16 protein-coding genes are annotated in these 23,125 nt (G+C 39.3%); 9 read left to right on the forward strand and 7 right to left on the reverse strand.

The window, feature by feature from the left end; genetic code table 11:
• Positions 1-9: 9 nt before the first annotated feature.
• From C8P64_RS15900 to C8P64_RS15910, 3 genes are all read left to right on the forward strand, one after another.
• On the forward strand, positions 10-330 hold the full coding sequence (locus C8P64_RS15900) for a four-helix bundle copper-binding protein (RefSeq protein ID WP_108173090.1): 321 nt from the start codon (positions 10-12) through the stop codon (positions 328-330).
• A gap of 162 nt (positions 331-492) precedes the next feature.
• Positions 493-3,231, forward strand: a complete 2,739-nt coding sequence (locus tag C8P64_RS15905) for a heavy metal translocating P-type ATPase (protein ID WP_108173091.1) — start codon at positions 493-495, stop codon at positions 3,229-3,231.
• Between the two features lie 405 nt (positions 3,232-3,636).
• Complete coding sequence (locus C8P64_RS15910) at positions 3,637-4,857, forward strand: permease (RefSeq protein ID WP_108173092.1); 1,221 nt, start codon at positions 3,637-3,639, stop codon at positions 4,855-4,857.
• A 42-nt stretch (positions 4,858-4,899) separates the two neighbouring features.
• Here C8P64_RS15910 and C8P64_RS15915 read toward each other — a convergent pair whose 3' ends face one another.
• The 4 genes from C8P64_RS15915 to lysS form a co-directional block, all read right to left on the reverse strand.
• Entirely contained in the window at positions 4,900-5,295 is a 396-nt protein-coding gene (locus C8P64_RS15915; protein ID WP_146167233.1) for a hypothetical protein, read from the reverse strand.
• Between the two features lie 125 nt (positions 5,296-5,420).
• Entirely contained in the window at positions 5,421-7,919 is a 2,499-nt protein-coding gene (locus tag C8P64_RS15920) for a zinc-dependent metalloprotease (RefSeq protein WP_108173107.1), read from the reverse strand.
• A 133-nt stretch (positions 7,920-8,052) separates the two neighbouring features.
• Positions 8,053-8,601 carry a hypothetical protein gene (locus C8P64_RS15925; protein WP_108173094.1) on the reverse strand — a complete coding sequence of 183 codons (549 nt, stop codon included), beginning with the start codon at positions 8,599-8,601 and terminating at the stop codon, positions 8,053-8,055.
• Positions 8,602-8,681: 80 nt separating this feature from the next.
• On the reverse strand, positions 8,682-10,373 hold the full coding sequence (lysS, locus tag C8P64_RS15930; RefSeq protein ID WP_245889720.1) for a lysine--tRNA ligase: 1,692 nt from the start codon (positions 10,371-10,373) through the stop codon (positions 8,682-8,684).
• Between the two features lie 119 nt (positions 10,374-10,492).
• Between lysS and C8P64_RS15935 the strand changes: the two genes are divergently transcribed.
• Positions 10,493-10,651, forward strand: coding sequence for a YqaE/Pmp3 family membrane protein (locus C8P64_RS15935; protein WP_108173096.1), 159 nt, complete (start codon positions 10,493-10,495; stop codon positions 10,649-10,651).
• Positions 10,652-10,654: 3 nt separating this feature from the next.
• Positions 10,655-11,362, forward strand: coding sequence for a lipoyl(octanoyl) transferase LipB (gene lipB, locus C8P64_RS15940; protein ID WP_108173097.1), 708 nt, complete (start codon positions 10,655-10,657; stop codon positions 11,360-11,362).
• Positions 11,363-11,368: 6 nt separating this feature from the next.
• Here the strand turns inward: lipB and C8P64_RS15945 are convergent, their stop codons facing one another.
• The 3 genes from C8P64_RS15945 to C8P64_RS15955 form a co-directional block, all read right to left on the reverse strand.
• A complete protein-coding gene (locus C8P64_RS15945) occupies positions 11,369-11,773 on the reverse strand; it encodes a hypothetical protein (protein ID WP_108173098.1) in 405 nt (134 codons plus the stop codon).
• A gap of 84 nt (positions 11,774-11,857) precedes the next feature.
• On the reverse strand, positions 11,858-14,281 hold the full coding sequence (locus C8P64_RS15950; RefSeq protein WP_108173099.1) for a hypothetical protein: 2,424 nt from the start codon (positions 14,279-14,281) through the stop codon (positions 11,858-11,860).
• Positions 14,282-14,314: 33 nt separating this feature from the next.
• A complete protein-coding gene (locus C8P64_RS15955) occupies positions 14,315-14,911 on the reverse strand; it encodes a ribonuclease HII (RefSeq protein WP_108173100.1) in 597 nt (198 codons plus the stop codon).
• 168 nt (positions 14,912-15,079) lie between these two features.
• On the opposite strand from C8P64_RS15955, the gene C8P64_RS15960 reads away from it, so the two are divergent.
• The 4 genes from C8P64_RS15960 to C8P64_RS15975 all read left to right on the forward strand — a co-directional run bounded on the left by C8P64_RS15960 (position 15,080) and on the right by C8P64_RS15975 (position 22,649).
• The gene (locus tag C8P64_RS15960) at positions 15,080-18,310 is read left to right on the forward strand and encodes a SusC/RagA family TonB-linked outer membrane protein (protein ID WP_108173101.1); all 3,231 of its coding nucleotides are present in this window, start codon (positions 15,080-15,082) and stop codon (positions 18,308-18,310) included.
• Between the two features lie 15 nt (positions 18,311-18,325).
• On the forward strand, positions 18,326-19,816 hold the full coding sequence (locus C8P64_RS15965) for a RagB/SusD family nutrient uptake outer membrane protein (RefSeq protein ID WP_211307622.1): 1,491 nt from the start codon (positions 18,326-18,328) through the stop codon (positions 19,814-19,816).
• A gap of 19 nt (positions 19,817-19,835) precedes the next feature.
• Positions 19,836-20,588: a hypothetical protein gene (locus C8P64_RS15970; RefSeq protein ID WP_146167234.1), complete on the forward strand. Its 753-nt coding sequence runs from the start codon at positions 19,836-19,838 to the stop codon at positions 20,586-20,588.
• A 111-nt stretch (positions 20,589-20,699) separates the two neighbouring features.
• Entirely contained in the window at positions 20,700-22,649 is a 1,950-nt protein-coding gene (locus C8P64_RS15975; protein ID WP_108173103.1) for a putative porin, read from the forward strand.
• Positions 22,650-23,125 lie beyond the last annotated feature (476 nt).

The following is a 23,125-nucleotide window of genomic DNA, read 5'->3' on the forward strand; positions in this document are numbered from 1 at the left end:
CAACAAGTTATGAGAAATGAGAAATTGATAAGTGCATTGGGAAACTGTATTAACCATTGTAATTATTGTGCAGATGCCTGTCTGGAAGAAGACAATGTAAAAATGATGAAAGACTGCATTCGCTTAGATAGAGTTTGTGCAGAAGTATGTTCTACCTTGAACCAGGTCCTGGCCACAGATTATAAGGATGTAAAAGGCCTGGTGGAATATTGTAAAAAAGTATGCCAGGCATGTGTCGATGAGTGTGGGAAACATGATACACAGCACTGCAAGGATTGCGCTAAAGCCTGTAAAGAATGTGTAACTGCATGCGAAAGTTTTTTAGCGTAACATAGAATCAATTGCCAGAGGGGAAGAAATTCCCCTCTGGCATTTCTATACTTTTCGAAAGACTTTTCCATAATTTTAAATTCCTCTCTTTTTTTTGCTGCTTACCTTAGCTAAAATTAAATCTCCGTAACTTTCTAAATAAGGAGGCAATTCTTCAAAAAAATGAAACATAAATATAAGATAACGGGAATGAGCTGCAATGGTTGTAGAAACCAGGTAGAAGAGACTCTTTCTAATGTTGAAGGGGTCTCCGGTGTTAGCGTAGATCTTGAAAAAGCTGAAGCGGTAGTAGAGATGAAAAAGCATGTTCCGCTACATAAGCTTGAGAATGCCCTGGCCAGTGAAGGAGGAAATTATCATATTATGTTACCTGAAGATGCTGAACAGCATTCGGGAAAACCTATGACCCATACTTATAAAATAACTGGGATGACCTGTAATGGTTGTAGGAGTCATGTTGAAAAAACTCTTAATGAGGTTGAAGGCGTTATCGAAGCTAAGGTGGATCTCGAAAAAGCCGAAGCCGAGATCAGCATGCAAGAGCATATCAAAATTGAAAAATTTGAGGAGGCTCTGCAAAAAGATGGCGGGAATTATCACATTATGATGCCGGGAGAACAGGCTCCACCAAATCCTGAAGCAAAAAAGAAAAGCAAAAGTGATGGAAAGGGAACTGGTACCTGGTATTGCCCCATGCATTGTGAAGGCGATAAGACCTATGACAAGCCAGGCGACTGTCCTGTGTGTGGCATGGACCTCGTTGAAGAGGTGAGCGCTGCTACCAAAGTTCAGTTTACCTGTCCCATGCATCCGGAGGTTGTCAAAGACGAACCCGGAGATTGCCCTATTTGCGGGATGGAATTAGTGCCGATGCAACCTGAAGTTTCCGCGGAGGAAAAGGGATATAAAAAACTATTAAGGAAATTCTGGATCTCGGTAGCTTTCACCTTGCCGATCTTTTTGATTGCGATGTCTGAAATGATCCCGGACAATCCACTATATGACCTGGCAGGTATGCAAACCTGGAACTGGGTACAATTTGCACTTTCCCTACCTGTGGTATTCTATGCCACCTGGATGTTCTTCGAGAGAGCCTGGCGATCTATAAAGACATGGAACCTCAATATGTTTACCCTTATAGGGATTGGAGCAGGGGTGGCCTGGGTTTTTAGTGTTTTTGGACTGATATTTCCGGATTTTTTCCCGGCCCAGTTCAAGACCGAAATGGGGACCGTGCATGTTTATTTTGAAGCAGCCACGGTTATTTTAACCCTCGTGTTGATGGGTCAGGTATTGGAAGCCCGTGCACACAGCAGGACAAATTCAGCAATTAAAGAATTATTAAAACTTGCCCCGAATACAGCCGTAAGGGTGGCAGATGGTAAAGAGGAAACTATTTCGGTAGATAAGATTCAGAAAGGAGATGTTTTAAGAGTAAAACCTGGCGATAAGGTCCCGGTGGATGGAACTATTAAAAAGGGGAAATCCAACATTGACGAATCTATGATCACGGGAGAGCCCATACCGGTAGATAAAAAAGAAGGTGATAAGGTTAGCTCGGGAACCATTAACGGAAACCAGAGTTTTACCATGACCGCCGAGAAAGTTGGAGATGAGACCTTGCTTGCCCAGATCATCAAAATGGTGAATGAAGCAAGTCGCTCCCAGGCTCCTATTCAAAAGTTAGCCGATAGAATTTCGGCCTATTTTGTCCCTATAGTAGTGCTTATTTCTGTTCTTACCTTTATTGCCTGGGCGATCTGGGGTCCAGAACCTGCTTACGTTTACGCTCTCGTGAATGCTATAGCCGTTTTGATCATTGCCTGTCCCTGCGCTTTAGGATTGGCCACGCCAATGTCGGTTATGGTAGGAGTGGGGAAAGGAGCTAAAAACGGGGTGCTGATCAAGAATGCCCGCGCGCTGGAAGAAATGAATGAGATCGATACGCTTATCATCGATAAGACGGGAACCATCACCGAAGGAAAGCCCTCTGTGGAAAAGGTGGTTTCAGTATCTCCAGATTTTACTGAAAAAGAGATCATACGTCTTATTGCTTCGGTAAATGCTCAAAGTGAACATCCATTGGCAACGTCGACCGTGAATTATGCGAAAGCGGAAAATATTGAATATGGAGAAGCTGCAGATTTCAATTCGGTGACCGGGAAAGGAGTGGAAGCGAAATTTGAAGGAAAAGCACTGGCGCTTGGAAATGATAAACTAATGCAGGTTGAAAATGCTGAAATCTCAAAAGAAGTTCTGGCAAAGGTTTCTGCAGAACAGGAAAAAGGGAAAACCGTTTCTTACCTGTCGGTAGATTCTAAAGTGGTTGGCTTTGTAACCATTTCAGACAAGATCAAGAAGACAAGTCGGGAAGCTCTGGATGAACTTCAAAAAGAAGGAATTAAAGTGGTGATGCTAACCGGAGATAATGAGAAAACCGCTTCTGCGGTAGCTAAAGAATTAAACCTTGCCGACTTCAAAGCGGGAATGATCCCGCAGAATAAAATGGATGAGGTAAAAAGACTCCAGGCCGAAGGTAGAAAAGTGGCCATGGCCGGAGATGGTATCAATGATGCCCCGGCTCTCGCGCAATCTGATATTGGGATCGCTATGGGGACAGGTACCGATGTGGCTATAGAAAGCGCTGAGGTCACCCTGGTAAAGGGAGATCTAAAAGGTGTTTTGAAGGCAATAAGGCTTAGTGAAAAGGTGATGAAGAATATCAAGCAGAACCTGTTCTTCGCGCTCATTTATAATACGTTGGGAGTGCCAATTGCGGCAGGAGTGTTATATCCGTTTTTTGGATTATTGCTTTCGCCAATGATCGCCGCGCTGGCTATGAGTTTTAGTTCGGTTTCGGTGATCGCGAACGCGCTGAGGTTGAGGAATGCGAAATTGTAAAGAATATATGTCATCCCGAACGAAGTGAGGAATATTATTTGAGCTCCAGATTCTTTACTCCGCTATCGCTGCGTTCTGAATGACAATGCCTGTCATTCCGACGAAGGAGGAATCTCAAGAGTACGAGATTCTTCACTCCGCTATCGCTACGTTCTGAATGACAATGCCTGTCATTCCGACGGAGGAGGAATCTCTTTCAAGTGGAAAAGATTTTTCGCTTCATTGCATTTCGCTCTGAATGAAATTTGAATTAATAACGTCACCCTGAATTTATTTCAGGGTCTAAAAAAAAAATTAAACTGGAAGTCATCCGGAACTTGTTTCAGGATCTGATAGAAAAGCTGAATCTCCCAAAGCATCGGAGCAGCTTGACGTAAAAACAATAGGAATTAGAGAATTTTATTTATGCAGGATTTTTTAAGCAAATGGGGAGAAGCCGCGTACACCACCAGCGGATTTTTTTGGATGGCCTTATGGGCTTTCGCACTGGGTTACGTGATTAGTAGTTGTATACAGGTTTTTGTGACCGAAAAGAAGATGCAGGAAACCATGGGGCAAGGAGAGAGGAAGGGAGTTCTGCTCGGTACATTTTTCGGTTTTATTAGCAGTTCCTGTAGTTTCGCAGCCCTGGCTTCTACCAAAAGTTTGTTTAAAAAAGGAGCGAGTTTCGTTTCGTCAATAGCTTTCTTGCTGGCTTCGACCAACCTGGTTATCGAACTTGGTATTATCATATCCATTTTTCTGGGTTGGCAATTCGTGGTTGGAGAATATGTGGGCGGACTCATTCTAATCCTTATCAGCTGGCTGCTGGTTCGAATTATCAATCCAAAGAAGCTTATTAAAAAGGCCAGAGAAAGACTGGATAGCGAGGATGACGAAGATGATAGTTCGAAGTCCTGGAAAAAGAAAATAAAGTCTGAGACTGGTTGGGCTAAGGTAGCGCAACAATACGGGATGGAGTGGAAGATGGTCTGGAAAGATGTGAGTGTGGGCTTTACCGTAGCCGGTATCGTTGCTGCTTTCGTTCCCGATTCATTCTTTGAAACCCTGTTCATCAACAGCGGACAGGGAAATACCGATTTCGGATTTTTCACCATTCTCGAACATGTCGTAGTAGGCCCGGTAGCGGCATTCCTGACCTTTATTGGTTCCATGGGAAATATACCGCTGGCGGCCTTGCTATTTAGTAAAGGAGTAAGTTTTGCCGGGGTGATGGCCTTTATTTTTAGCGATCTTGTAGTGTTCCCAATCCTTCGGATAAATGCAAAATATTATGGATGGAAAATGAGCTTTTTTATCCTTTTCCTTTTATTCACTTCTTTGATAGGAGCCTCCCTGGCCCTGCATTACGGATTCAATCTGTTTGATATGTTACCTGATCCATCTTCAGTAAAAATACAGGATAGTGAATACTTCAAAATAGATTATACATTCTGGCTTAATATGGCTTTCCTCGCCATTTCTGGTTTCCTGGTTTACCTGGGATTCTTTAAAAGGGATGATGTGATGTTCATGAAAGAAATGGCGCCCAAGAGTAAGGCCCTGGAGAAAACCCTCAAATACCTGGCTTTTGCCTGCTATTTATGGCTGGCAGGAGGACTTATCGTAAAGTTCTTTGTGAATTAAACTTACGGGTTAATTAAGGTACTTTCCGTTTAAGAGAATAAATCAGTAATGCATTTTCTTCTCTCTTTCGTGCATAGTGAGCCATTTCTGATATTGTGCAGGAGTTAGAATATTCTTCATGTCAGCCATGAACTCATCTTCATAGGCGTGCATTTTTTTCTTCTTCATCTCTCCCATTTCGCCAGTATCATGCATCATTTCTGCCATCATTTCCTTTTCATGTTGCAGTCTTTTCATTTGAGCTTCCTGGATCTTTTCTTTTTGTTCCAGGCTTAGGTTCAATCTTGTGGTGACTTTGTCTGCATACATCATGGCATGTGCCTCGGTATCGATATTCTCTTTAATATTGTGAGATTCATGATGCTTTTCTTTAACCTGTGCGATAGCTCCCATAGAAATGAAAGCAAATAGCATTGCTAATATTGTGATCCGTTTCATGATGATTAAATTATTGGTTTACAGTTACTTAAAGTTAAAATAAATACTTCTGAATCGAATGGTGTTTAACAAAAAAAGCTACCGCTTTTAGGCGGTAGCTTCTATATAAACTGTATATTTTGAACCTAGTTGATAGGATTCAGAATAAGGTCTATTCTCTTCAATATATCCTGTAAATGGTAACGGGTTAGAGTATCTCCCGAACGATATACAGAACTTTTGATCTGTCTTTCCAAAGCATTAAGTTCACCACGTACAACCGGTCTAATATCACTCTGTGATACATTGATCTCGCTTCTGGTTACCCATCTTCTCCATCTTGCCGGTACCTCGTCCTGTTCTTCATTCATCAAATGCTCCATTCTTTCAATATAAGCACGTTGAAGATTTCTTCTGTATCGATCTATTCTTTTACCTGAATAAACTTCACTCCAGATCCCTTCTCTTAATTCGGTCATCATATCCAGTAGAGTATAGGCATCCTTCCCATTGATCTCCTCATTCTCCATCAACCTGGCCATTCTTCCAAAATCAAGGATATTATTCAGTGTTCTCTGTTGCATATTTCGAATACGTTCAAGATTTCCGTCAAATTCGATCTTATTGAAGATCTCCTGATTGATTAGCCATTCTGGTGTTTCGAATAATTGTTCCTGAAGAAAGTCCATCGCTCTTCGTTGTTTTTCCTCGGTTACGTGGAAATATACTGCGCCTTCCTGATCATAGGTCTTGTAGTATTCATAAACACCACCAATATTGGCAGCAACGTGCCCCATATATCGGTTATACTGTGAAAGTACCTGCCCATAAAGATCATCAAGATCGTCATAATCCTTACCGTCCTCAGCTGTCCACTCGATTAGATTAGGTACAATTCGTTTAAGGTTTTTAATACCATATTCACTGGCAAGCATGGCGTCATCTCCAAGATCTTCAGTTTGAGAACTTGGGTCTATCACGCCACCGCTTTGCTGGCTACCAAATCTATACATTGGGTCTCCTGCATGTTCGAGGATCCATTCATCAAGAATTGATTTTTCTTCCTTTCCTTCTTTCTCCGGAATTGGACGGTAACCCCATTCAATGGCATATTTGTCATATGGACCAATGTTCGGCATTAAAGCAACATCACCATCTTCTGGCTGGGCTACATAATTGAAACGTGCGTAATCCATGATCGAAGGAGCAGTACCAAATTCTTGAGTAAATTCAGCATCTCTTAATTTCTCTACGGGATATGCAACGCTACTTCCCATGTTGTGTGGTAAACCTAAAGTGTGACCAACTTCGTGAGAGGAAACAAATCTTATCAATCTTCCCATTACTTCATCCTTGAAAGCGACATCCTGTGCTTCAGGATTTATAGCTGCGGTCTGTACGAAGAACCAGTTTCGAAGTAGGGTCATTACATTGTGATACCAGTTGATATCAGATTCCAGTATCTCTCCCGAACGCGGATCACTAACATGCGGTCCGTTAGCATTTGGAATAGGGGAGGCAAGGTACCTTACTACAGAATATCTTACATCTTCTGGGCTCCAGTCTGGATCTTCTTCTACGGTAGGAGCGTCCTTGGCAATAATCGCGTTTTTGAAACCTGCTGCTTCAAAAGCTACCTGCCAGTCTTCGATCCCCTGTTTGATAAAAGGAACCCACTTTTCAGGAGTTGCACGGTCTATATAATATACGATAGGTTCTTTTGGTTCTACTAATTCACCGTTTTTGAACTTCTCCATATCTTCTTCCCTAACTTCAAGTCTCCATCTGTCAAGGTATTCTACGGTTTCACTTTTTTGAGCATCCAGGCCGTAGTCTGTTTGCTCTGTAGTGAACCATCCTACTCTTTCATCAAAATATCTTCTTTCCATTGGGACTTCAGGAAGAAGGATCATAGAATTACTGAACTCAAGGGAAATGGATCCTGTACTGGAATTGGAAGGAGGATCCCCTGCGTTATAAGTTTTTACGTGTCTTATTTCGATATTTTCAGGATAACTTCTAATAGTATCTATGTAAGACCTGCTTTCGTCAAGTCTTGATACCTTGAACCTTTTTCTGGTTCCGTCAGGTAAACCAAGAGCCTGGACATCTTTGGTGTAAAGATCTGTAACATCGATAACAGTAGATTTTGAAATGGAATCTTTTCCAACTGTCTTAACATCGAAACTTTGAATGATAGGTTCAAAATTCGAATTTCTTACCGCCTCGTGTACAGGTAAGGAATCAGCAGCATAAACTTCATAAGATACTACACGAAGTAAAACCTTATCACCTTTTTTCTGCCAGCGATGAACCTGTGTATTTTGTTTTCCGCCGCCAAAACCAATACCATTGGCTGTTTTGGCGATACGGGTTACCGTAAGCATTTCACGGTTAAAGAGACTGTCTGGGATCTCGTAAAAATTTTTGTCTTCTACCTCGTGTACAGTAAAAAGACCCTTGTCGCTTTTCGCGTCTTTGGTAATAACTTTATCATAGGGCTTGAGTCCGTTCTTATCTTTTTTGGAGTTTTCTGCGGAAGCAGTTTTGGATTCCGACTTTTTCTCAGGCTGAAAAACAGCACAACCGGAAACCGATAGGGAAAGGGCTAAAACCAGAAGCCGTAGGCTCTGTTTCTTAATCATAGATTTTAGTTTTTTAATTAATAAGATCTTTTTTAAGGCAGTAATTTTCACCTGAAAATGAAAAAAGACTGCCATTCGGCAGTTATAAGACTTTTAAAAATCAAAATGGTTTAAAGAATACCCCTATAAATTCTCAGTTTACAGGGATTTGCATTTTGGAGATGCTTCTAAAATCAAATTTTGGAGGGTAATATTTTTCCAGGAATGTACGGGACCAGAAGGAATTTTTGAAAAGAAAGAACGGGTCCTGCACAAAAAAATCAGGTAACAAGTGATATTCTTTTATTCCCAGTTTTTTATAAAGTCTGCGAACATCATTCCCAAATCCTAGTTCTTCGGCAGCAACGATAGCCGCGTTTCGTTGGCATTTTGATCCTCTGTAATTCACGGCAATTCTAACCTTGAAACCATGCTGGTAGAAGAGATCCTTTATTTTTTTATAATTCTGAAATCTGGACCAGCCATCCATAAGTACCAGGAAAATATGCACAAAGGAAAAAAGAAAGCAAATAAGCCAGAATGCCTGCATTAATTCCTGCTCCTGGAACCTGCTACTTTTAAATAACCTCCAGAAGAAATAAGATTCCGCAGCAAACAGCCCAAGCGAAATATATAGAAGTTTACCTACCCTTAAATAGGAGATAAACACAGGTGGTTGTTTTGGGAGAATTGGGCTATCCATAAACCAATTTAATAAAAAAAGCTCTGCAATTACTACAGAGCTTTTAATTTAAAATGGATATAAGCTTATTAAACCTATAATTATATAGCCTTGATGTTCAGGTTTTCACCGTCTTTAAAAACATCTATCATCTTATGTTTTCTCAGTCCTTTTACGGCTTTATCCCATTTCTTGTTACTAAGACCTGAATCTTCTTTTACGGTATCAAGTTCATGAACATTATTATCTTTCAATAGTTTGAAAACCGCTTTTTCTTCCTCGGTCAATTCCACCTGTTTCTTCTCAGGCTTCATTTGCGGGAAGAATAATACTTCCTGTATAGACTGCTTATTGGTCAAGAACATGATTAGTCTGTCCATTCCAATTCCAAGTCCAGAAGTAGGAGGCATACCATATTCTAAAGCTCTTAAAAAGTCATTGTCTATGAACATTGCTTCGTCATCACCTTTTTCTGAAAGTTTCAATTGCTCTTCAAAACGTTCTCTCTGGTCCAAAGGATCGTTCAGCTCAGAATACGCATTCGCGATCTCTTTACCGCAAACCATTAATTCAAAACGTTCAGTAAGTTCAGGGTTATCACGGTGCTCCTTACAAAGCGGACTCATTTCTTTAGGATAATCTGTAATAAAAGTTGGCTGGATAAAGTTACCTTCACATTTTTCGCCGAAGATCTCGTCGATCAGTTTACCTTTACCCATGGTATCATCAACCTCGATACCCATTCCTTTAGCAGCTTCATAAAGTTCTTTCTCAGACTTCCCGGTAATATCAAAACCGGTAAATTCCTTGATAGCATCGGTCATGCTCAGACGCTTATATGGCGCTTTAAAGTCAATCTTATGCTCGCCAAAAGTAGCTTCGGTAGTTCCGTTTACGGCAATGGCGCAATGCTCCAGTAATTTCTCGGTGAAGTCCATCATCCAGTTGTAGTCCTTGTAGGCTACATAGATCTCCATCGCAGTAAATTCCGGATTATGAGTCCTGTCCATTCCTTCATTTCTGAAGTTTTTCGAGAATTCATAAACCCCATCAAAACCACCTACGATCAATCTCTTAAGGTAAAGCTCATTGGCAATTCTCAGGTATAATGGAATATCCAGCGCATTGTGGTGTGTAACGAAAGGTCTTGCGGCTGCCCCACCCGGGATAGACTGAAGGATTGGAGTTTCTACCTCGAAATATTCTCTTTCATTAAAGAAATTTCGCATCGCATTGAACAGTTTGGTTCGCTTTACAAAAACTTCTTTCACTTTTGGATTCACCGCAAGATCAGCATAACGCTGGCGGTATCTTTGTTCAGGATCATTAAATCCGTCGTGGGTATTTCCTTCTTTATCAGTTTTAGGAAGCGGAAGAGGGCGAATAGACTTACTCAATAGGTGGAAGTCCTTAACCATCACGGTCATTTCCCCAACCTGGGTTTTAAATAACTCACCTTCGATCCCAATAAAATCACCTATATCAAGCAATTTTTTATAGACATCATTATATTTTGCCTTGTCCTCGCCAGGGCAGATCTCATCACGGTTAAAGTATACCTGGATCCTGCCTTTAGAATCTTGTAGTTCAGCAAAAGATGCCTTTCCCTGAATCCTTCTGGACATTAATCTACCCGCGATCACTACTTTCTTTCCTTCTTCAAAATTCTGCTTGATCTCTGAAGTTAAATGATCTACTGGGTAAAGATCTGCTGGATATGGATTGATGCCGGCTTTTCTTATGGCCGTTAATTTTTCTCTTCTAATCTGTTCCTGTTCTGATAACTGCTGCATATAATTTTTTTTATGCATTCAACAAAAATGCGGATGCAAATATAGTGACTATCAGCCTGCCACACAATGCAATTAAAAGCCGAAATAATAATTCTATCTTTGCGTGAAAATTTGCTTAAATGAGTATCTGGCGAGTCATCCTTTCAGTCTTATTTCCCCCGCTGGCAGTTTACGATAAAGGCTGCGGATCTATATTAATAGTCCTCATTCTTACCTTGCTGGGCTGGGTGCCAGGAGTGATCGCCGCTCTCATAATTTTGAATAATCCGAAGTCTTAAAGCATGAATAAGAAAGTTGAAGTACAGAATTTAGGAGTTAAAGATTATAAGGATACCTGGGATTATCAGGAGGAGCTTTTTAAGAATACGCTGGATCTAAAGATCAGGAATCGCCGTGAAGAGCTCGATCTTCCTACGAAGAACTATCTTCTTTTTGTAGAGCATCCACATGTGTATACTTTGGGAAAAAGCGGGGATATTGAAAACCTGCTGATCTCTGAAGCCGAACTGGAAGCTAAAAATGCTACTTATTATAAGATAAACCGGGGAGGGGATATTACCTATCACGGCCCGGGGCAGATCGTGGGCTATCCTATCCTTGATCTTGATAATTTCTTTACAGATATCCATAAATATTTACGCCTGCTAGAGGAGATGGTGATCCTAACTTTGGCGGAATATGGACTTAAGGCTGAAAGAAGCCCGGGAGAGACTGGTGTGTGGCTGGATGTGGGAACTCCGTTTGCTCGTAAGATTTGTGCGATGGGAGTAAGGGCGAGCCGTTGGGTGACCATGCATGGTTTTGCTTTAAATGTAAATGCCGACTTGGGTTATTTCGATAATATTATTCCCTGCGGAATTAAAGGAAAGGCCGTAACTTCTCTGAATGTTGAGTTAGGAAAACAGGAAGTCGCTATGGAAGAAGTTCAGCAGAAACTAATGCGACATTTCGCAGACCTATTTGAAGCAGAATTACTTTCTTCTGAATAGAACTATCTAATTTTTCCTTCTCGTTGTATGAGCCAGAAGTAGATCTTCGCTGGTATCCCGGCAATAATAAACCGCTCTTTTGGCTCTTTCCAGATGAATGGTAGCTTTAGCCCTGGTAAAGAATTTTTCTTTTTTAAGAATTTCTTTCGCCGCATGGGCATCCTTGATGATCTTATCTGATTCTTTTAATATGTATTCCACCTGGGACATATCCTCTGCACCAAGGATCTCTCCCTCGTTTATGCGCAGGTGATAGTCAAAAAGCTGCTCATAAATATTGAAGGATCTTTCTACTACCGAATCAACAATTTTGATCCCGACCGCATCTGTCGGTCTTTTCAATTTAATCTGGGAAATTAACTCGGCCGAAAGGCTAAGCGTAAATAATAGGAGTAGAAATTTTAAACTCATGCATTACGGGCTAAAGATTATAACCTGTAAAATTATTCCGTTCCTAAGTAATTTCCGATAAGGGAGACCCTGTAAAACTGAATTTTAGAATTCGTACATGAGAATTTCATTCTCCTCTCCTCTAACAATAAGTTCCAGTTTAGAATCCAGGTCTGCATTCGCGATATCTACCTGGGAAGTACCATAAACTGGGAAGCCTTCGAGTAATTCGGCCTTGTCATTAAAAACATAAACCTTTTGCGTTTGAGTGTCTGTGATGGCAATAAGGCTTCGGTTCCTGAAAGTAAAAAGTTGAGGATCTGTATAAAGACCAAAATCGAGATTCACGATCTTGGAATTAATTGAAAGTTCATTTTCGTTCAGGTAGACCAGGTCATTTTTATATGCGACAATTCTATTGTTTTCTGCCAGTCCCAGATCGTTGGTAGAAACATTTCCATTCTGGGAGATCTTAATTAGATCTTTTTGTGGGTTGGTAGACACAAAACTATTCTGGTATCCGTACCACTCGTTTTCAGAAAATTCAATCTTGTCTTTCACCGGAACTCTTATTTTTCCCTGCCTGCTAAGAATATTCAGTTTTCCTGATTCTTCTGCGATGAGAATATAATCTTTATTTCCAAGTCTTATATGTTTCGGAGCTTTTATTACATCGCTGCCGGCTTGCTCGAAATCAAAGCCTTTAATAGCTTTTCCTTTTGGACCAACCATATAGACTTTTTTGTTTTGCGTCAATACAAACCGGTAATTCCGGTTATTGTCATAATCAAAAACCGCCAGCGGCTGGGTAAGCGGTTGATTAAACCTGATTGGATAGCCTTCAACTTTGTTTCCATTTCTATCTAATACCTCCATGTTATAACCGGTAGAAAAAGCGAGTTGTAAATTCCCGTTCTTAAAAAGATCTACCTGGCAAATTGGGCTGGTGATCGGGCTGTCCATATTCTTCTTCCAGAAGATATTTCCCTTATTGGAAATGAGGTACAGATCATTGTTTTGATCCTGAACGGCAATATCCAGTTGGTCCGTTCTGTGATTTCTGAAAAAATATGGGTTTGAAGAAACAGGAGCCTCAATCTTAAAGGATGAAATTTGCTCGGCGCCATTGCTGGCTGCTGCTTTTTCTGAATTAGAAATGATCCCGTGTAGATGTGCAAAATTATCCTCGTTGATCACCTGAAAGGCGGCCAGGCTATTTTTATTGAATTTCAGATCTTCTGAATTTTCATTCTTCGCTCTGGAAAATTCTTTGGAATTAATAACAAACAACATTGAAGATTCAGAGGAAAGAGAAGACATGAGATCTGTAAAATATTGCTTATTAGCCAACGTATCTGAATTCTGAAAAGAAGTGACGAATTTTTTAAGGATCTCTACAGAGGAGGAAAAGATCACAAAATTATCTTGAATAGTATAGAATTGCGCATTCTCTATCTCCATGACATTTTTAAAAATGTTTGAAAATTCGATTTCTTCGTTCACTTCGATAATAGATGAACCTCTGAAAGATTCAATTTCTTCACCTAAACCTGCAAGGGCTTCTTTAGCAGCCTCAATTTCATGAACATTGATCACCACAGCGCTACCGTCCTTAAGATTTACCGAGGCAATTTCAATCGCATGATTCAGTACTGCCGGGTAATCGGTATTTAAACTGTCTTTTGCTTTGATATTCGCATACAGCTTTTCAAAAGAGGAAAACCCAAGCGAGTAGTAGCTTATAAAATCATCTGGGCATACCTTTCCCACTTCAGACTGCCTCGGGTCGCTATTTGAAAATATACCCAGAAAATTTTCACCAGTATTTCCAAGACTGATACCATTGATTTTGATGTTTGATTTTTCCAGGTCAAGGTCAAAAGAGCTCCAATTCGCCAGTTTTTGAAATCCTGGGAATTTCAGATCCTTAAAGAAAGAAGAAAGATCATCAGGGATTTTTGAATGTTGCAGAAAAACCGAAGTTTTATTCCTGTCTGCAGCTTCAAACGCTTTTTTAAAGTCCGGGGATTTTAATAGTTTTTCTTCAGCATCATAGTCCAGTATTCTTTGTTTGGAATTCGTAATGAATACTGAATTTCCTTTCTCGTAAAGGAAGAATTTGGAATTTTCGATGTTAACAGATTTGAACTCAACATCTCCTTCCTTAATTGTTTCTACAGACTTGTTCTTTATGGAATCAAAGGGGATAAGGCTTGAATCCCGTTGGGTTATAAGAGTATAATTTACATCTTGAGACCAAAGATTGGAAAAGGCCAGGCCAGTTTGGTTTTTAAAATTCAAAAGCCTGAGAAAATCGAGTTCTTTGGTAAGCCTGGTTTTAAGCGGGAATTTGCTTTTGCTCAAAAGATCATTCGAGCTAAGATTATCAATGAAAGCCTGCAGATCTGGGGTGATAACGATCAATTCAGAATTTTCAGGAATAAGGTCCTGTAGAATGAAATCTTCTTTCCTGTCTTTGGTGCAGGAGATCAAAGAAATTATTAGAAAAACTAATATGTATCTTTTCATTGGGTTAGGTTGGATTTGGGCAAAAATAGAAACTTAGAAATCAATCTTCAATTGATCTGGAAGTAGTTTAAAGCTTTTACGGTGATATTCTGTGATTCCATGCTTTTCAATTGCCGCTCGATGCTCTTTTGTGGGGTATCCTTTATTCTTTTTCCAGTTGTAGACAGGGTATTCCTCGTGGATCTTTTCCATAAATTCATCTCTGGAGGTTTTTGCCAGGATGGAAGCTGCGGCAATGCTCATGAATTTTCCATCTCCTTTTACTATACATTCATAAGGGATATTATTGAATGGTTTAAAGCGGTTTCCATCCACGATTATGTGATCAAATTCAAATTTTAACGATTGTAGAGCCTTGTGCATAGCGAGAATAGAGGCATTCAGGATGTTAATTTCATCTATTTTTTCCATGAAAATATGCTCTACAGCATAGGCAATTGCATTAGCTTCAATTTGAGATTTTAATAATCTTCTATTTTTTAAACTTAATGTTTTTGAGTCATTTAAGACTTCATTTTTGAAGTCTTTAGGCAGGATGACCGCAGCAGCAGTAACCGGTCCGGCCAAACAACCCCTTCCGGCCTCATCTGTACCTGCGACCGTTATTTCAATATTGTAAAAATTAAGCATTCGTAATTTTGTTGTTGATTTTTTAAGGAATAATTAAAAGGTCTATCTGCTAACGCCTGAAAGGTACACTGAAGTGTTAAAGTATTGATAAGTTAAAATGGTAAAAATTTTGGTTTATTAGGAAATTATTATGATTTTTGGCGCTGGCTAATTCAAATTTAACAAATAATGAAAAAAAGATTACAAGGATTGCTAACACTTTTACTGGTGTTAGTAGTGCAAATTTCATTTGCACAGGAAAAAACCGTTACAGGTACGGTTATCGATGAGGATGGTTTGCCTCTACCAGGGGTAAACGTCATTGAAAAAGGTACTAGTAATGGTGTCCAAACCGATTTTGATGGTAACTATAGCATAACAGTAGGTCAAGGTGATGTGCTTGTTTTTAGTTATCTAGGTTTTGCAACTCAGGAGTCAACTGTAGGCTCTTCAGATGTTATGGACATTACAATGTCAGTCGATGCGGCTGCACTAGATGAGGTTGTGGTTGTTGGTTATGGTACTGCAACAAAACAATCTTTTGCCGGTACGGCAACAACTGTTTCAGCTGAGAACCTTGAGGTTAAGGCATTTTCTAACATTTCACAGGCATTAGCCGGTGAGGTTGCTGGGGTAAATGTTATTAATACTTCAGGACAGCCTGGTACGGCTTCTACTATTAGGATACGTGGATTTGGTTCTGTAAATGGTAACCGTGATCCTCTTTATGTAGTGGATGGTGTTCCATTTTCTGGAAGTATCAACTCGATAAACCCTTCTGATATTAAGTCAACTACTATTTTGAAGGATGCAACTGCAACAGCTATTTATGGTGCCAGAGGTGCAAACGGTGTTGTTTTAATTACTACAAAGTCAGGTGGGGCAGCTGGAGATGATTATATTGAAGTAGATGTTAGAACTGGGGTAAACGACCAACTTATTCCTAGATATAATGTTGTAAGATCTCCTGAAGAGTATATCGCTTATGTTTGGGAAGGTATCTACAACAGAGCTGATATCGAAGGATCTGCTAACCCAACTCAGGTTGCTAATCAAAATTTATTTACAGATAACTACGTTCCTGCTGGATATAACATGTGGAATGTAGCAGATGGTGGTGAGCTTATCAATCCTGAGACCAGAATGGTTAGAGATGGGGTTACAAGAAGATACACTCCAGAAAGCTTTATAGATGAAGCTTTTGATTCTGCTATTAGAACTGAAGCAAACGTTCGTTTTGGAGGCGGTAATGAGAAAACCACTTATTTTGCCTCTGCTGGATATCTTAATGATGATGGTTATTCTGTAAACACAGGATATGACAGGTATACTACACGTTTAAATGTAAAGTCAGACGTGAAGGAGTGGTTAGAAGTAGGTGCTAATATTGGATATACATATTCAGAGAGCCTTAACAACGGTCAAACAGTAGGTTCTGAGAACGTATTTGAATTCGCTGATAAAACTGCGCCAATTTTTCCTGTTTTCTTGAGAGATAATAATTATGAAAGAATTCCTGATCCTGTATATGGTGGTTTCCTTTATGATTATGGTAGTTCTTCTAATTTCAGAACAAGACCACAGTCTGATAACCTGAACCCTATTGGTTCTGCATTGTACGATTTTAATGGTACAGATAGACATGAGATCAACGGTAACTTCTCTTTAAATATTGACATTACTGAAAATTTAGTTTTTGAAACTAGATTTGGTGCTCAGTACTATATGGATAGGTTTACAAGTGCTTCTAACCCATTCTATGGTACTTCTGTAGGTGAAGGTGGAAGTCTTTTTAAAAGAGATAGAGAAGTTTTAACTACTAACTTCCTGCAATTGTTAAGATATACAGATCAATTTGGGGATCATTCTATCGAGGCTCTTGCCGCTCATGAAACAAACGATTACGATTTCACAGAGAATAATGCTTTTAAAACTAAGGTAGTTTTACCTGGACTTTATGAGCTAAATAACTACGTGGTAAACCCGGCTCAACCAGAAGGATTTAACGAGGGTAGATCTATTGAATCATTCTTTGGTCAGGTTAACTATGACTATGATGATAGATATTACTTAACTGGTTCTGTTCGTCGTGATGGATCTTCAAGATTCGTTAATGAGAAGTGGGGTACTTTTGGATCTGTAGGTGCTGCTTGGGTACTTACTAACGAAGATTTCCTATATAACAATAGCTTCCTTACTTTCTTGAAATTGAAAGGTTCTTACGGTGTAACTGGAGATCAGGCAGGTGTTGGGTTCTATTCAGGATTCAATACATTCGATCTTGGTAACCTAAACGGTAATATTGCTGTTTCTGTATTGGGTAACGGTAACCCAGATTTAACCTGGGAAACTTCATATATGACTCAGGCTGGTGTTGAATTCAGTCTAGGTAGATGGTTAGACGGTTCTGTAGATTACTATATTAAAAATACTCAAGATCAGATCTTCTCTAGAAGAGTAGGTCCTTCTCAAGGTATTGCGATCATTACTGTAAATGATGGTGATTTAAGAAACACAGGTCTTGAATTTAACCTTACAGGTCACTTGGTTAAAACAAGAGATTTCTCTCTGGATTTAAATATTAACGGGGAGATCTTAAGCAACGAGATCACTAAGATGCCATTAGAGCCTTCTACAGGTGAGCCAAGAATTTTAGATACTTCTAACGCTCCTTTCGCTTATTCTGAAGGAAGATCTATCTACGATATCTTTACTCGTGAATGGGCTGGAGTAGATCCTGCAAATGGTGCGCCATTATGGTACCAGTATTTTGATGATGTAGATGGTAACGGTACTTTCGGAGGTGACGATGTTGGAATTCAGAATATGGTTACGTATCTTGCTGCTAATCCGGATGCTACAGTGGAAAAGACTATTACAGATACATACGTTGATGCTACCGAAAAATATATTGGGAAATCAGGTATCCCTGATGTACGTGGTGGAGCAAGATTAAGTGCAAGCTGGAAGAATTTCAATTTCTCAACTCAGTTGCTTTATAGCTTCGGTGGGTATGCGATCGATTTCCAGTATGCAGAACTTATGAGTGATAGATTTGGTGCTGTTGGTAATAACTACCATACAGATATCGCTAACAGATGGCAACGTCCTGGTGATATCACTGATGTTCCACGTTTAGCTGATGCTTATGATCCAAGAGCTACTTCAACTTCAACAAGATTTGTTACTAGTACAGATTATATCACTATTAACAACGCTTTGATAGGTTATACCCTTGATGGAGATTCTTTTGCAGATCTAGGAATTGATAATATGAATATATTTGTGTCTGGAGATAATTTATTTGCTGAAACTGCTCGTGAAGGATTTTTACCTTTCACAAGAGAAGATGGAAACTCTGGTCGTAGACTATATGCTCCACTTACCACTTTTACAATGGGAGTTAGAGTAAAATTTTAAAAAGAAAAAAATTGAATGATGAAAAATATAATTAAAATTACAGGAATCGCTGCAATCCTACTTTCAGGAGTAGGTTGTAGTGAGGAGTTTTTGGACAAGCAGCCATCTGAGTTCCTAACTCAGGATCAGGTTGCGGAAGCTGCATCGAATAACCCAGAAGTTATTGCCGGGTCTGTTGCAGGTATTTATACGCTGATGTTTGAAGATGGTAGTGGTGGTACCACAGGCCATGATGACTTTGGTCACAAGGCTTATGACATCTATGGAGACATGCTTTCTGGTGATGTAGCCCTATCTGTTAGTAGTTTTGGATGGTATAGATCTAACATTACTGAATTTCAGGCAACTCAGGATTTCACGAACCTGGATAACTATCAGATTTGGAGATATTACTACAGGATCATTAGATCTGCTAACCTTGTAATCGATGCCTTAGGTGGTAACGATGCGGTGCCAGAACTAGATGCTAATAAGTATTTAATGGGGCAGGCTAAGGCGATGAGAGCACACTCTTATTTTTACCTGACTCAATACTATACGAAGTCTTATAATCCTAGTGCTGAAATACTTCCTATTTATGTTAATTCAGACGACCAAAATGGTCCTAAAGTAGCTGCTTCAGAAATCTTCAACTTAATCGAAAGCGATCTTAACGATGCTATTACTTTACTTGATGGTTTTAACCGTTCAGCTAAGACCGAAGTAAATAAGTCTGTTGCACAAGGTATTCTTGCTTATGTGTACGCTTTTAAAGGTGACAACTGGCAAGCAGTTAAAGATCTAACTGGCGAAGTTATCGATCAGGGTGGATTCAGAATAATGAGTCGTGATGAAGTTGTTGGCGGTTTCAACGATGTTAATACTCCAGGATGGATGTGGGGTACAGATCTAACTACAGATAGTAACGTAGGTTTATTGTCATGGTGGGGTCAAATGGACTATTTCTCTTACAGCTACGCCGGTTATGGTGACTATAAGGCAATAGATTCAGATCTTTACGCTCAAATTTCTGATGATGATGTAAGAAAAACTCAGTTTTATGATGACGAGAGTTCTTCAAATTACCTTCAGCCTTGGTTCAAGTTTTATGAGGAGGCAAGAGTACCTAGAGGAAGTGGTACTACAATCCTTTCAGATCTTTTATACATGAGAGTTGCTGAAATGTATCTTCTGCATGCAGAAGCTGCTGCAAACCTAGGTATGGATGGTGAAGCGATCGCGGCATTGCAAACTCTATTAAATGAAAGAGTGGATGATTCTTCATATTTAACTTCTCTTAGTGGATCTAGTCTTAAAGACGAGATCTACCTGCAAACGAGAATTGAGCTTTGGGGAGAAGGAAAAAGCTATCTTGCTTTAAAGAGAAATAAGGAGACTGTAGTGAGAGGTGATAACCACTTATCATTCGTTGGTGTTCCAATTTCTTATGATGACGAAAGACTAACTTTCGAAATTCCAGAAGCAGAGATACTTTACAATCCTGCAGTTTCAACTCAAAATGACTAATCGTCCAAAAAGAATTAATATGAATAAATTTATATATACTATGATAGCGGCAGTAGGCCTGTCGCTATTCACTTCTTGTGATTTTGAAGAAGATTTAGACCAGCCAAATTATGCTACGTTTGAAGCCACTACCATGGATTTCTCTGTGGTGCAAAATGATCAGGCGTCTTATGATGTAACTGTGTATACTGCAGATTTAACTGGAAATGATAGAAGCATTGCTATCAACGTTGAAAGCTCTTCTACTTTAAATGCAGAATCTTATACAGTGCCAGCCAGTGTTAATATTCCTGCTAATACTAATGAAGGTACTTTTACTGTTAATCTAGTAGATGATAATCTTAGTAATACTGGTGGAAAGCTAGTTTTAAAATTAGGAACTTCTGAGCAGACTGAATTTGTAGGTGATGCGCTTACAATCAACGTTTCTAAATTATGTCCATTCGAAGTTGCTGGAACATATACTGATGCTTCTGAATTTTTTGAGGCTGAATTTGATGTGGAAATCGAAGCTGGAGCTAGCGCTAATCAGTACGTTGTAAAGAACCTATTTGCAGATGGGACAGATATTACCTTTACGGTAAATGCCGATAATTCTATAACGGTTCCTACTCAAAACGCTTGGGTTTCTGGGCAGTATGGGCAGGCTCAGGTTACTGGTTCTGCAGGTTCTAAATTGGAGCCTTGTACCGGTAAAATCACTTTAGCACTTAATCATACGGTTAGTGCAGGTTCTTTCGGAGTTATTACTGAAGTATTTACAAAGAACTAATAGCTTTTTTTAGCTTGATAGTAAAGCCACCCAATTGGGTGGCTTTACTTTTTTAAAACTGTTTATGGCATTAGCTTAAATATTCTATTTTTGTGAAGAATTAAATTCTTTATGAAAAAATTACTTTTAGTATTTATCCTGCTTAGCTCCATCCATTGTTTCAGTCAGGAACCTAGGAAACTTTCGGGAAGACCGCCGGTTGAGGATGATGCTCAAAGAAACAGGCAAAACGATACTAATAGTTTTAAAAAGGGTGAAAAAGACAGTCTTCCCTCCATAGACCTTTATAAGATCATTTCTATAGAAAGGGATACCACCCACCTCGATACCAGTCTTACCATAATGGATGATTATAAGTTCAATTATCTCAGAAAAGACAACTTCGAATTACTTCCATTTTCAAATACCGGTCAAACCTATAATAGTTTGAGCCTGAGAAAAGATTACACAAATGCATTTCCAGAATTAGGTGCACGAGCCAGGCATTTTAATTTCTTCGAGGTTGAGGATATAGATTACTACTATGTGCCTACGCCCTGGACCGAGTTATATTTTAAAACCGTTCCTGAACAGGGGCAGCAGCTGGATGCGTTTTTTACCATAAATACTTCTAAGAATTTCAATATGTTCGTTGCCTATAAGGGGGTAAGGGCATTAGGTAAATATCAGCATATACTTACAAGTTCCGGGAATCTGCGCATGGGATTTAGTTATGATTCTAATAATGAAAGATATCATGCCAAGGCTCACTTCGTATCCCAGGATCTTTTGAACCAGGAAAATGGTGGCTTAACAGATCAGGCTATGGAACAATATATAGCTAAGGAACCAGAATTTGATGACAGGTCTGTGCTTCAGGTAAATTTTGAAGATGCCGAAAGTATTCTTTTCGGAAAAAGATTTTTTCTGGATCATCAATATGAATTGACAAATCCGGCTGATTCAATAAATAGTTTGAGTGTAGCTCATACTTTTGATTATAGCTATAAGAAATTTCAATTTGACCAGGAGACTGCTGAAAATGATATTTTCGGAGAATCCTTCGAAGCTGCTAATCTTAGAGATGAAACCAGGTTGGAGGTCCTTTTTAATGAGGCTTCCGTAAATTACAGTAATCGTCTATTAGGAGAACTTTCCTTTAAGGCGGGTCATACTAATTATGATTATGGTTATAATTCTGTATATATACGTCCTGGCGATACCATCGGGAATAGGTTAAGCGGAAATCTGCTGCATGTTGGCGCGTATTATAAAAAACAATATGGAGGATTTGAGGTAGAAGCTGAAGGAAGATTGAATCTCGCTGATGAATTTTCCGGGAACTTTTTAAAAGCAACTGCTTCCTACGAATTCGATAAAGAGAATAGTATTCTGTTTGGGATCAATCAGAATAGTTCTGCGCCTAATTTCAATTTCCTGCTTCATCAAAGTAATTATGTGAACTATAACTGGCAGAATAATTTTGATAACGAAATATCTCAGCGACTTTTTGCCGATTTCTCTTCTAAAAAGCTTCTGGATTTATATGCAAGTCTGTCTCAAATAGAAAATTATTCCTATTTCGGGTTGAATGAAGAAGGTTTTGTGAAACCGATGCAGGCTGGGGAGCAGGTAAGGTATTTAAAGTTGAGAGCAGAAAAGGAGTTCGACCTTGGGTTGTTCGGATCTTATAATACTATAATGTATCAGAATGTGCTGGAGGGGACAGGGGTTTTGAATCTTCCTGAATTTACCACCCGTAATTCTATATACTATAAGGACTATTGGTTTGATCAGGCTCTTTATTTGCAAACCGGTTTCACTTTCAAATATTTCACCAAATATAAAATGGATGGTTATGATCCTATTTTGGCTGAATTCTATACTCAGAATTCCCAAGAACTTGGTGAATTTCCGGTGGTAGACTTCTTTTTTAATGCTAAAGTTGATAAGGCGAGGATCTTTTTAACGCTTCAGCATGTGAACGATCTTATAGACGGGAACAATAATTTTTCTGCTCCGGGCTATCCATACACCGATTTTTTGGTCCGTTTTGGGCTGGTTTGGGATCTTTTTCTGTAAATATCTTAGATTCTCATTGCTGAATTCTTTCCATAATAGGATTTTTACTGGTGTTTTCCGAATGCTTCTTCTGGCATCCTTGCTGAATTAGCTGTTTTTTCACTGAAACTATCCATTTAAAATAAAAGTAACTAAAGTTTAAGAAAGCTATTGTGTAATTAAAATTCAGCTGTATATTTGCAGCCGCTTTGAGAGCAAGGCGTACGTTCACTGAAAGTACTGATGATGGGGGATAGCGAGGAGATCGGCCTTCAAAAATTAAATAAAAAAAGATTGTTTTTTATTTGGTTGGAGAAGAAAAGTCGTTCTATATTTGCAGCCGCTTTAAAAACGAAGCGATCGTTCATTAGGAGTACGTGTTATAAGGGATAGGCAGAAGATGCTCCTTTAAAAACCGGATAAAAAAAAGTTCATTTTTATTTGGTTGGAGAAGAAAAGTCGTTTTATATTTGCACCCGCTTTGAGAGTAAGCGATG

The organism is Christiangramia gaetbulicola (genome assembly GCF_003054225.1).
GTDB classification, from domain to species: Bacteria; Bacteroidota; Bacteroidia; order Flavobacteriales; family Flavobacteriaceae; genus Christiangramia; species Christiangramia gaetbulicola.

Coding starts and splice junctions, on each gene's coding strand:
- C8P64_RS15900 (WP_108173090.1), top strand. CDS start 10: ATGAGAAATGAGAAATTGATAAGTGCATTGGGAAACTGTATTAACCAT.
- C8P64_RS15905 (WP_108173091.1), top strand. CDS start 493: ATGAAACATAAATATAAGATAACGGGAATGAGCTGCAATGGTTGTAGA.
- C8P64_RS15910 (WP_108173092.1), top strand. CDS start 3,637: ATGCAGGATTTTTTAAGCAAATGGGGAGAAGCCGCGTACACCACCAGC.
- C8P64_RS15915 (WP_146167233.1), bottom strand. CDS start 5,295: ATGAAACGGATCACAATATTAGCAATGCTATTTGCTTTCATTTCTATG.
- C8P64_RS15920 (WP_108173107.1), bottom strand. CDS start 7,919: ATGATTAAGAAACAGAGCCTACGGCTTCTGGTTTTAGCCCTTTCCCTA.
- C8P64_RS15925 (WP_108173094.1), bottom strand. CDS start 8,601: ATGGATAGCCCAATTCTCCCAAAACAACCACCTGTGTTTATCTCCTAT.
- lysS (WP_245889720.1), bottom strand. CDS start 10,373: ATGCAGCAGTTATCAGAACAGGAACAGATTAGAAGAGAAAAATTAACG.
- C8P64_RS15935 (WP_108173096.1), top strand. CDS start 10,493: ATGAGTATCTGGCGAGTCATCCTTTCAGTCTTATTTCCCCCGCTGGCA.
- lipB (WP_108173097.1), top strand. CDS start 10,655: ATGAATAAGAAAGTTGAAGTACAGAATTTAGGAGTTAAAGATTATAAG.
- C8P64_RS15945 (WP_108173098.1), bottom strand. CDS start 11,773: ATGAGTTTAAAATTTCTACTCCTATTATTTACGCTTAGCCTTTCGGCC.
- C8P64_RS15950 (WP_108173099.1), bottom strand. CDS start 14,281: ATGAAAAGATACATATTAGTTTTTCTAATAATTTCTTTGATCTCCTGC.
- C8P64_RS15955 (WP_108173100.1), bottom strand. CDS start 14,911: ATGCTTAATTTTTACAATATTGAAATAACGGTCGCAGGTACAGATGAG.
- C8P64_RS15960 (WP_108173101.1), top strand. CDS start 15,080: ATGAAAAAAAGATTACAAGGATTGCTAACACTTTTACTGGTGTTAGTA.
- C8P64_RS15965 (WP_211307622.1), top strand. CDS start 18,326: ATGATGAAAAATATAATTAAAATTACAGGAATCGCTGCAATCCTACTT.
- C8P64_RS15970 (WP_146167234.1), top strand. CDS start 19,836: ATGAATAAATTTATATATACTATGATAGCGGCAGTAGGCCTGTCGCTA.
- C8P64_RS15975 (WP_108173103.1), top strand. CDS start 20,700: ATGAAAAAATTACTTTTAGTATTTATCCTGCTTAGCTCCATCCATTGT.